The sequence below is a fragment of the Candidatus Thiosymbion oneisti genome (assembly GCF_900092655.1).
In the GTDB taxonomy this organism is placed as follows: domain Bacteria; phylum Pseudomonadota; class Gammaproteobacteria; order Chromatiales; family Chromatiaceae; genus Thiosymbion; species Thiosymbion oneisti.
Genome location: NZ_FLUY01000340.1, coordinates 1 through 2,852, shown reverse-complemented (window position 1 = coordinate 2,852; position 2,852 = coordinate 1). Strand labels below are relative to the sequence as shown.

General features: G+C 60.7%; 4 protein-coding genes. 1 reads left to right on the top strand and 3 read right to left on the bottom strand.

Annotated features, from left to right (window positions below; all coding sequences use genetic code 11):
* Positions 1–202, top strand: a 202-nt coding sequence (locus BQ17_RS22320) for a hypothetical protein (protein ID WP_218068045.1), incomplete at its 5' end; no start/stop codon positions are given.
* Positions 203–222: 20 nt separating this feature from the next.
* Here the strand turns inward: BQ17_RS22320 and BQ17_RS03220 are convergent.
* The 3 genes from BQ17_RS03220 to fdxB all read right to left on the bottom strand — a co-directional run bounded on the left by BQ17_RS03220 (position 223) and on the right by fdxB (position 2,499).
* Positions 223–720, bottom strand: coding sequence for a hypothetical protein (locus BQ17_RS03220; protein WP_089724269.1), 498 nt, complete (start codon positions 718–720; stop codon positions 223–225).
* Between the two features lie 62 nt (positions 721–782).
* Positions 783–1,937 carry a homocitrate synthase gene (gene nifV, locus BQ17_RS03215; protein ID WP_089724268.1) on the bottom strand — a complete coding sequence of 385 codons (1,155 nt, stop codon included), beginning with the start codon at positions 1,935–1,937 and terminating at the stop codon, positions 783–785.
* 223 nt (positions 1,938–2,160) lie between these two features.
* Positions 2,161–2,499 carry a ferredoxin III, nif-specific gene (gene fdxB / locus BQ17_RS03210; protein ID WP_089724267.1) on the bottom strand — a complete coding sequence of 113 codons (339 nt, stop codon included), beginning with the start codon at positions 2,497–2,499 and terminating at the stop codon, positions 2,161–2,163.
* Positions 2,500–2,852: the final 353 nt, after the last annotated feature.

Below are 2,852 nucleotides of genomic sequence, written 5' to 3'. Positions count from 1 at the left end.
ATTCCCGTGTATACGAATGCTGGACATCGGCCCGATGCTCTCCGCGGCGCGGAGCTTCCAGGTTCCCACGCAGCGCATGGGAACGAGAAAGACGGCGTCGGGCGTCACCTTTTACGACACTCTCCCGGTGGGAGAGGGGCTATTAGGGCCGATGGAAATATTCGTGTCCATTCGTGGTTTTTGTTTCCAGTATTGGGAATGAATCTGCAATATCAGTCGAAACTAGGTACTAGCCTTCTCGCGCGCGAGCCTGAGTAATGCCTCCATGCCGAGACGATCGCTGGTGTCCATTTCCACTACCTTCTCGAACCGTTCCAGGGCTCCCTGGGCGTCGTCCAGACGCAGCTTGAGGTATCCCGAGCCTTTCAGCGCCCAGAGCAAGAAGCGGGTCAGGGTCATGGATACTGGTACGGCACGCTCGAGATCGTCCCTGGATAAGGTACGCCAATCGGTGGACAACCCCAGTTGGGTTGCCGTCACGGCGATGGCTCGATCGGCAACCATGAGGGCCTCCGGGTAGCGGTGGCCATAGAAGAAGTAGCGGTAGAGGGCAACGAGTACGGTTAGGTGCTCGGGTTCCAGGAAATAGGCCTGCAACAGGCTGTGCTCCGCCGCTGCCTCGCCGTATTGTAGTGCCGCTTGTGCGAGCAGCTGCTTGACCTGCTGACTCAGCGGCTGTTCGAAATAGAGCGCCTCGCCATCGAAATCCAGTAGATCCATAATCTGTGCCTATTGCGGCAAAAAGTCCATTTTTCGTCGGTCCAAGGCAAAGCCTCGCTAGGTTAATGGCAGTGGGCTACCTGGGGGTGATTGATTTCCGCGAGGAAGCGTTGCAGGTCGAGGAGGTGGGGGGTGCGCTTGGTCCCGGTGACGAAGCGGCGGACCAGGGACAGCACTTGCTCGGCCTGCTCCGGCTCCAGCTCCAAGTCCAGCAGCTCTGCATAGACCCGGCGCACGGCCCCCTTGCCCGAATGCTTGCCCAACACTAGGCGGTGTTTGCGACCCAGCTCGGCCGGGTCGATGCCCTGGTAGTTGCGGGGATCCTTGAGCAGGCCGTCCACGTGGATCCCGGCCTCGTGGGTGAAGGCACCGCCCCCGACCAGGCTCTTGTGCCAGGCGACCGGTCGGCCCGAGGCGGTGGCAACCAAGCGTGACAGCTCGTCGAAGCCCGAGAGGTTTACGCCAGAGGCCACTCCGTGCAGGTGTTTCAGACCCATCACCACTTCTTCCAGGGCGGCGTTTCCGGCCCGTTCTCCGAGGCCGTGGACCGTGGTGTTCACATGGGTAGCGCCGCCGCGCACCGCCGCCAGGGTGTTGGCCGTGGCGAGCCCCAGGTCGTCGTGGGCGTGCATCTCGATCTCGAGATCGCAGGCTCCGGCCAGGTCGCGGATACGGGCGCAGGTGGAAAAGGGGTCCAGCAGGCCGATGGTGTCCGCGAACCGAAACCGCTGGGCACCCGCCTCCTGGGCCGTCGCAGCCACCTGCCGGAGAAATCCGGGGTCCGACCGGGATGCATCCTCGGCACCGACACAGACGGCTAGCCCCAATTCCCGGGCCGCCGGTACCAGGCGCCGGATCTGTTCCAGGGCCCAGGGCCGGTCCCTGCCGAGCTTGCGGCTGAGGTGCTGATCCGACACCGGCAGCGAGAGGTCGACCAGATCGACCCCGAGGTCACGGCACTGGTCGATGTCCCCGGACGACATCCGCGCCCAGACCATCAAGCGGGCCGAAAGTCCCAGCTCCACGACCGCGCGGATACTGGCACGCTCGTCCGCGCCCATCGCGGGGATGCCTATCTCCAGCTCGGGAACGCCGCGACCGGCTAGGCCACGGGCGATGGCGAGCTTCTCGGCGAGTGAGAAGGCCACGCCGGCCGACTGCTCACCATCCCGGAGGGTGGTGTCGTTGATGGTGACTTGTGCGGATTTGTGCTGCATTACTGCGGAACCGCCGAGGCCCTGATTGAGTATGGGAAAAAAGAGTCGATCGCTTCAATCTATCCGCAGATTACGCAGATTCTCGCAGATTAAAAACGAAACAATCTGTGAGAATCTGCGTAATCTGCGGATAGAAAAGACAATCTGATCTTTTGCGACCACTTTGCGTTTATTCGCGTTCATTTGCGGCAAAAAACGATTCCATGTTATCGGCACTGCCGTACTAGGCGGCGACCGGCTGGGACGCGTGACTGAGACACTTCTTCGGGCACACCCGGGAGCAGGCCTGGCAGCCGATACAGTCCATGGGGTCCTTCAAACCCATGACCATACTGGTATCGTCGGAGAAGTCGTCGTCATCGCCGTAATCGTCGTCGTAGTCGTCATCGTCGCCTGCATCCAAATCCAAATCGAGGTCGTCCCGATCCAGGAGCTCGAAGACGTCCCGGGGACACACCTTGAAACAGCGTCCGCAGCCGATGCAGTTGGCCTGGTTGAGATCGGTAATGAAGGCGGGGATCCATTCCGCCCCGCCGCGGGTGACACCGGTGATGGTATTCATGGCTGCTCCACTCCTAACGAGGCATCGCCTCAGACCGACGAGGCGTGACCAACCGCACCGAAGAACCACGGATGGACACGGATAAACACGGATCACAATCTGTGTTTATCCGTGTCTGCCTCTGTGGTTGAAAGGATTTGCGATTCCCGACCAACAAGAGGCAGAACTGTTTTTGTGCAGCGCACAAACTTGACTCATTTGTAAAGATGCAGGTCCCTCGAGGAATCCTAGCGAGGCTTCGCCTCAGATCGACGAGGCGTGAACAACTCAAGGGAACTGTCATCTCGACCGAAGGGAATTGTCATCCCGAGCGTAGCGAGGGATCTTCTTAGCTTGCAGAAGCTCCCGGCGCA

What these genes read in the sequence shown, in the direction of transcription:
- BQ17_RS03220 (WP_089724269.1), bottom strand. Translation starts at nt 720, where the DNA reads ATGGATCTACTGGATTTCGATGGCGAGGCGCTCTATTTCGAACAGCCG.
- nifV (WP_089724268.1), bottom strand. Translation starts at nt 1,937, where the DNA reads ATGCAGCACAAATCCGCACAAGTCACCATCAACGACACCACCCTCCGG.
- fdxB (WP_089724267.1), bottom strand. Translation starts at nt 2,499, where the DNA reads ATGAATACCATCACCGGTGTCACCCGCGGCGGGGCGGAATGGATCCCC.